This is a genomic window from Methylobacterium bullatum (assembly GCF_014845095.1).
Lineage (GTDB): Bacteria > Pseudomonadota > Alphaproteobacteria > Rhizobiales > Beijerinckiaceae > Methylobacterium > Methylobacterium bullatum.
Window position 1 is genome coordinate 1 of record NZ_NKUG01000032.1, and the last position, 6,311, is coordinate 6,311.

At 65.0% G+C, this 6,311-nt stretch carries 7 protein-coding genes; 5 read left to right on the forward strand and 2 right to left on the reverse strand.

What is annotated here, in order from left to right; all coding sequences use genetic code 11:
- Nucleotides 1-140: 140 nt before the first annotated feature.
- The 4 genes from MBTS_RS04205 to MBTS_RS04220 all read left to right on the forward strand — a co-directional run bounded on the left by MBTS_RS04205 (nt 141) and on the right by MBTS_RS04220 (nt 2,980).
- Nucleotides 141-1,424 (forward strand): cation:proton antiporter, encoded by a 1,284-nt coding sequence (locus MBTS_RS04205; protein WP_056160654.1) that lies wholly within the window; start codon nt 141-143, stop codon nt 1,422-1,424.
- Nucleotides 1,425-1,714: 290 nt separating this feature from the next.
- Nucleotides 1,715-1,924, forward strand: coding sequence for a cold-shock protein (locus MBTS_RS04210; protein WP_026176335.1), 210 nt, complete (start codon nt 1,715-1,717; stop codon nt 1,922-1,924).
- Nucleotides 1,925-2,073: 149 nt separating this feature from the next.
- Nucleotides 2,074-2,436, forward strand: a complete 363-nt coding sequence (locus MBTS_RS04215; RefSeq protein WP_026176334.1) for a DUF6481 family protein — start codon at nt 2,074-2,076, stop codon at nt 2,434-2,436.
- A gap of 346 nt (nt 2,437-2,782) precedes the next feature.
- Complete coding sequence (locus MBTS_RS04220) at nt 2,783-2,980, forward strand: hypothetical protein (RefSeq protein WP_018046073.1); 198 nt, start codon at nt 2,783-2,785, stop codon at nt 2,978-2,980.
- A 98-nt stretch (nt 2,981-3,078) separates the two neighbouring features.
- Here MBTS_RS04220 and MBTS_RS04225 read toward each other — a convergent pair whose 3' ends face one another.
- Nucleotides 3,079-3,615 carry a Dps family protein gene (locus MBTS_RS04225; RefSeq protein WP_192215152.1) on the reverse strand — a complete coding sequence of 179 codons (537 nt, stop codon included), beginning with the start codon at nt 3,613-3,615 and terminating at the stop codon, nt 3,079-3,081.
- 315 nt (nt 3,616-3,930) lie between these two features.
- On the reverse strand, nt 3,931-5,079 hold the full coding sequence (locus tag MBTS_RS04230; RefSeq protein ID WP_192215153.1) for a calcium-binding protein: 1,149 nt from the start codon (nt 5,077-5,079) through the stop codon (nt 3,931-3,933).
- A gap of 580 nt (nt 5,080-5,659) precedes the next feature.
- On the opposite strand from MBTS_RS04230, the gene MBTS_RS04235 reads away from it, so the two are divergent.
- Entirely contained in the window at nt 5,660-6,208 is a 549-nt protein-coding gene (locus MBTS_RS04235) for an SMI1/KNR4 family protein (RefSeq protein WP_056147068.1), read from the forward strand.
- Nucleotides 6,209-6,311: the final 103 nt, after the last annotated feature.

A 6,311-nucleotide genomic window follows, 5' to 3' on the forward strand; every position in this document is an offset into this window, starting at 1 on the left:
CCCCCACCTCCAACTCCTCCCCACAAGGGGGAGGAGGGTGGGGCCGCGCTCCCTTCCGGAAACGGACAACTTGAAAAATCGGTCTTGCGTGTGGGTCGTGGCGATTCCGGCGGAGGGCGCACAGGAACGAATCGGGTACCATGGACACGTATGTCATCACGCTCGGCGGCTTTGGAGCCCTGGTGCTCCTCACCGCCTGGCTGCCGATGGTGCTTCGGCAATTGCCGCTGTCACTGCCGATCTGCTGCGTCGCGATCGGGGCCGGCCTGTCGCTGATCCCGGGGATCGGCGAGTTCTCCCCCCGGCCGGAGCATCACCTGCGCCTCATCGAGAAGGTCAGCGAGTTCGTCGTCATCATCTCGCTGATGGGGGCCGGGCTGAAGCTCGACCGCCGGGTCGGCTGGAAAAGCTGGATGGTGACGTGGCGCCTCCTCGCCATCGCCATGCCCCTGACGATCCTCGCCCTCGGATTCCTGGCCTCGCATCTCCTCGGCCTCGGCATCGCCGCGTCCCTGCTCATCGCCGCCGCCCTGGCGCCCACCGACCCGGTCCTCGCCTCCGACGTCCAGGTCGGCCCGCCGTCGGAGGGGGAGGAAGACGAGATGCGCTTCGGCCTCACCTCCGAGGCCGGGCTGAACGACGGGCTCGCCTTTCCCTTCGTCAACCTCGCCATCGCGTTCGCCGCCTCCTCCGGCCTGAATGCCGCCGGGTGGACCGAATGGGTCGGCCTCTCGCTGGTCTGGAAGATCCTGGCGGGGGTGGCCCTGGGCGCCGCCATCGGGCGGGGCTTCGGCTGGCTGACCTTCCACCTGCCGAACCGCGCCCGCCTGTCGCGCACCGGCGACGGCTTCGTGGCTCTCGGCATCACCTGCCTCACCTATGCCGCCGTGGAGGCGGTGCATGGCTATGGCTTCATCGGCGTCTTCGTGGCGGCCCTGGCCATGCGCTGGTCCGACCAGGGCCACGATTACCATCACGCCCTCCACGGGTCTGCGGAGGCGTTCGAGCGGTTGGCGATGATGATCCTCCTCGTCGGCTTCGGCCTCGCCCTCGGCGGCGGGCTCCTGCGCGACCTCACCTGGGCGGGGGCCGCCTTCGCGTGTCTCGTCATCTTCGTGGTGCGCCCGCTCTGCGGCTGGGTCAGCCTCGTCGGGCACGACCAGCCCTTCGCCGAGCGGGCGGTGATCAGCGTCTTCGGGATCAGGGGGCTCGGCACGATCTACTATCTCGCCTTCGCCCTCGGGCATGCGCGGTTCGAGGGGGCGGGCCTGTTGTGGAGCACGGCGGGGTTGACGATCCTCCTCTCCATCGTCCTGCACGGGGTCAGCGTCTCGCCGGTGCTGGGCTTTCTCGACCGCCGCAGCGGGCGCGATACCGAGAGCGCCCAGCTCGACCTGCCGCTGGCCTCACGCCGCGCCGAATGAAGCCGGGGAACGGGGCCTGTCGCCCGAGCGACATCGGCGCTCGTATTGGCCGGATACCCTGCAAATTTTCCTCCGCCCGACCAGAAACAAAGCCCAAGTTTTTCATGGCATTTGCTAAATCCCGCCATTGGGAGTACATGACGGTGATCGAAGCGTGATCAGATTTTCATTTGCTGAAGCCAAACGGCTTTTGCTGAACGAGAGTCGGGTGCGAATCGAGACAACGGAGAAGGCCTGACATCTTCGTCCGGACCTCCGAACTATGATGCCCGCAAGGGCGAAGGATTATGATGGCTGTCGGTACTGTTAAGTGGTTCAACGAGCAAAAGGGCTTCGGCTTCATCCAGCCGGATAACGGCGGCAACGACGTGTTCGTGCACATCTCCGCCGTCGAGCGCGCCGGTATGCGCGGTCTCGCCGAAGGCCAGAAGGTCTCCTACGAAATGGAAACCGACAAGCGTAGCGGCAAGCAGTCCGCCGGCAGCCTCCAGGCCGCCTGAGCCACGTGCCGCATGAGCCATGCCGGGTTCCCTGAGAATCCGACAATGGTTACGGAGCCGCTCTTCATTGAAGAGCGGCTTCCTGCGTTTTCGATGACGTCTTTTTCCTATGCGGCCTTGCCCCGCCGCATTCCAAACCAGGATTCTGTGTGAGCCAATTCAACGAAAACTCCATGACCGACCGTCTCAAGGCTTCGCAGGAAGCCCGTCAGGCCGCGCTGGCGCGTTTCCGCGACCGCCCGGCCGCCGACGATCCGACGGTGGTCGCCCGCAAGGCCGAGCGTGAGGCCATCGCCCGCGAGCGCGAAATCCGCGTCGCCGCCCGCGAAGCCGAGCGCGCTGCCGCCGCCGCGCAGGCCGTCGCCGAAGCCGAGGCCGAGCGTGAGCGTCAGGCCATCGAAGCGGCTCGCGTCGCCGAGGAGAAGATCGCCCTCGCCGCCGCCGCGCGCATCGAGCAGAAGCAGCAGCGCGACGCGCGCTACGCCGCCCGTAAGGCCAAGGCCCGCAAGTAGGGCGGACCGGTGCCGCATCGGTCTTGAGTGAGGGGCGTATCCCGCTTCCCCGAGACCGGTGCCGCGAAACGAAATCCCGGAGAGCCGTCCCGACCCATAGGTTCGGGACGGGCATCCACTGGGTTCGACGTCGGGGCCGCTCGTCAGTGATCGGCCCGTCACGTCGAATGGGTTGGCTCGGTCCTCCGTGAGGGTTCGGGCGCAGGGTGGCATCGCCGGACGGAGCTGCCGCCCATCTCGTCCTTTTTTCGCAAGGCCACAGGCTTTCGGCAAGGCGACGCGCGACCACGAACACCCGTCCGGGGACGCGGAGCCCCTTTCGCGTCGACTACAGAAAGGCACTCCCATGGCCCATAAGTTCAAGCTCGGGCAGCGTGTGCGCCGCGCCCGCATCGGCTATGCCGACGTCAAGGCCGATCCCGCCGACGTGTTCGAGATCGTCCGCCTCGTTCCCGAGGACCAAACCGGCGAGCCGTTCTACCGGATCAAGTCCGGCGGCGGCGAGCGCGCCGTCCGCGAAGGCGAGATCACCCTCGCCTCGTGAGACTTGGCCTCCGGCCCGGCCGGAGGCAGAGACGAAAAAGGCCCCGCATCCGAGGATGCGGGGCCTTTTTCATGGGTGCTGCGTTCGGCCGGTCGAGGTTAGTGACCGCCCTGGGTGGCGTTGCGGGTCGCCTCGTAGAGGAACCAGGTGCGCTCCTCGGCCTGGTCGATCCACTCCTCAAGCAGGCTTGTGGTGGAGACGTCCTTGGCCTCGTCCGTCACCTCGTGCAGCTCGCGCATGTTGGCGGTGAGGGTCTTGTTGTCGTCGCGCAGCTCGGCCAGCATTTCGAGGGGGCCGACATACTCCGCGTCGTTGTCCTCGACGCGGGACAGCCTGGAGGCCTGACCCAGCGACCGCAGGGTGGTGCCGCCGATCTTGCGGGCACGCTCGCCGACATCGTCGATGATGCCGAAGATCTGCTGCGACTGCTCGTCGAGCATCAGGTGGTAATCGCGAAAGTTCGGGCCGCTCACGTGCCAGTGGAAGTTCTTCGTCTTCACATACAGCGCGAAGAGGTCCGACAGCAGGACCGTCAGGCCCTCGGCGATCTTCTTCGTCGCCTCGGGGGCAAGATCGGTCGGGGTGTTGAGGCGATCCCCGTCGACGCGCGTGCGTCCGCTCAAGCTCTTTGCCATGACGTCATAACTCCGTTTGAATTCCGATCGCGGGCGGCGTCCAGCGCACGCCCCATGACGGGAAAAAGCCGGAGACAGGGGGGAAAGTTCCGCATCCCAGCCATGAGCGGAGCGAGGCCCGTCGATTGCCCTCGCTCCATGCCCCCGGGGAAGGGGTTCGGCACCCCTCTGCTCGGCATCGATGATTCGGAGTCGGATGGAACGCTCGCGCAGGGCTGACGGCCCATGGCGCGGCCCGGGGTGATCCGCGCCGCGCCTTTCCGGGTCGATCAGGCCGATGCCGGGGACGTCGGAGCCCGATCTCCGGCCGCCGGCTCACCCGAACAGGAAGTGCCCGGCATCGATCAACTCCGCCTTCGTCACGTCGTGCAGGATGATTTTATGCGTCGGGTCGGGGTCGCCCACGACGGTGATCTGCGTGTCCGCGCCTCTGTGGACCGAGGTCAAGGTCAGGTCTTCGATCTTCGACGCGAGCGCCGATACGTCGAGATAATCCTGGGCGACAGCGAACCTGAAGATCTCGTCCCGCCCAAAGTCACCGGCGAAGGTGAAGGTGTCTCGCCCCCCTCCGCCGAAGAGTTTGTCCGAGCCGTCACCGCCACGGATTTCGGCATCGCCGGACCGCGCGACGATGCGGTCGTTGCCGGCCTCGCCGCTGAGATCGCTCGGGTAGCGGCTGCTGCCGATGATGACGTCGTTGCCGGCTCCCCCGGAAATGCTACCGTACCCCGTCCCCAGACTGAGCCAGTCGTCGCCCGCGTCTCCCTGAAGAAAGTTGCTTTGGGCACCACCGGTGATGCGATCGTTGCCGATTCCCCCGCTCGCATAGCGTCCGCCGGAACCGAGGCGTATCGTGTCGTCGCCGCCATCGCCGAAGACGGACGCCATTCCGCCGGCCAGTTCGATGACGTCGTCGCCGTCCTGCCCCCTGATGGTCGACAGGCCGTTGCCGCCGGTGACGTGGTCGGCGCCCTGGGTCGCGTAGAGGGTGCGGGGTGCGCTTCCCGTCGTCGACAGGACGATGGCCACGCCCTCTGTGACCTCCGACAGATCCAGGGACGACCCCGCCCCCACATGGACGGCCTCGATGCTCTTGAACGTGTCGTCGGTGAAGCTGAACGCGTCCGCTCCCTGCAGGAACAGCTTGTCCTTGCCCGCGCCGCCATCGACGGCCGCTCCGGCGCGGTGAAGGACGAGACGATCGTTGCCGTTCCCGCCCAGGAGCGTATCCGCCTCGCCGGTGCTGCGCAGGGTGTCGTTGCCGCCCCCACCGTCCAGGCGATTCTGGCCCCTGCCTCCTTCGAGAACGTCATTGCCGTCCAGGCCGAGAAGCGTGTCCGCACCGGACCCGCCGCGAAGGATGTCGTCGAACACGTGCCCCTGCAGGAAAACAGAGCCTTTGTTGTCGGAAAAGTCGATGAGATAGCTCAATTCCCAATAATAGAATTTGTGATCGTACCTCATACCGGTATGGTTGTTCGTAAAACTTCCGTTGAAAGCATCGTTTTTGACGGGCGTCCAATTCGCGATATACGTGTAAGACGACTTGTTCGAGTCGTATATTGGCTCATAAATGTATACAAAGCTGTAATGATCCGGATTGAATACGGATCCGGGACTATAATGAACGACAGGCATGATATCCCCCAGACAATCAAACTCTGGAACAGCGCCGCACTCAACACGAGGCGAGATAGCGACTGATCGTCGAGGGGGATTAGAGAGCAGACTTTCTGCATATCGACAATTGTACTGATAAATACCCTGTCGATGATGCGGACGACTGTTTTGGGAGAACTATTACGGACGAGGCCGGATGATCCGGTACGTCCCTATCGGTCGAAATCTGACGGATGGAACCCGGGCGCTGGGTGCGCTCGCGATCCATGCCGGCCGCCAAGATCGCTGCCAGCGCTTCCCGAAAGCCGCCATTCGTCGGCCTTGCGGCAACTTCGGCTCGGTGTAGTAAGCCGACGTTCGGGTCAGGGCTGGCCACGCCGCTTCCACGGATTTAACGTCCTGCTCCAATGGCGAGCCCCGCGACGTGACCCAGCGACTGTTCGCTTCGATCCAGATCACCCGAGCGGCTACGCAGGACGAACTTGCGGCCCTGGAGACGGCCATCGGCGACTTGCCGCCGTCTTATCGCACCTTCGCCGAGACCTACGGCACCGGCCGGACCAATGACCTGTTGCTGATCTTCATGCCGTTCAGCTGCCCCTCTGGCACGTTCGAAGATCGGGGCCGCGGCCTGACCGACGTGCTCGACGACTTCGTCGCCCACTGGATCGCTGACGGCGGCCGGCTCGGCGACCTGGATTGCCTGGAGCCCTACGATGAGGAGAGCGTAGGCGTCGCCGCCCGCTACAATGAGTTGGTTTTCTTCGCCACGAGCGAGAACGGCGAGTCCTTCTGCTGGCTACGCACTGACGATCGCTTTGCCTTCTACACGTTGGATCGCGCCTTCCTGTCAGTGCGATACGGAGGCGACGACCTGTTGGCGATGATCGGCGACATGCAGACGGATAAGGTTAAGCGGCTGCTCGGGACCGGCTACGAGCCCTTGCCCTCGTCCTTCGTGGGATTGCGCTAGAGCTGCGCCCGACCACGTTGGGTCGGGGCACATCTCTCGGCCTTTGTTGTGCCGCGCTCTTTTTTCGCCGAACCGGCATCCACTTCGGCGGAGAGCGCTCTAG

Excerpts from the sequence above, each read along its gene's own strand:
- MBTS_RS04225 (WP_192215152.1), bottom strand. The coding sequence starts at position 3,615 with ATGGCAAAGAGCTTGAGCGGACGCACGCGCGTCGACGGGGATCGCCTC.
- MBTS_RS04205 (WP_056160654.1), top strand. The coding sequence starts at position 141 with ATGGACACGTATGTCATCACGCTCGGCGGCTTTGGAGCCCTGGTGCTC.
- MBTS_RS04230 (WP_192215153.1), bottom strand. The coding sequence starts at position 5,079 with ATGAGGTACGATCACAAATTCTATTATTGGGAATTGAGCTATCTCATC.
- MBTS_RS04220 (WP_018046073.1), top strand. The coding sequence starts at position 2,783 with ATGGCCCATAAGTTCAAGCTCGGGCAGCGTGTGCGCCGCGCCCGCATC.
- MBTS_RS04210 (WP_026176335.1), top strand. The coding sequence starts at position 1,715 with ATGGCTGTCGGTACTGTTAAGTGGTTCAACGAGCAAAAGGGCTTCGGC.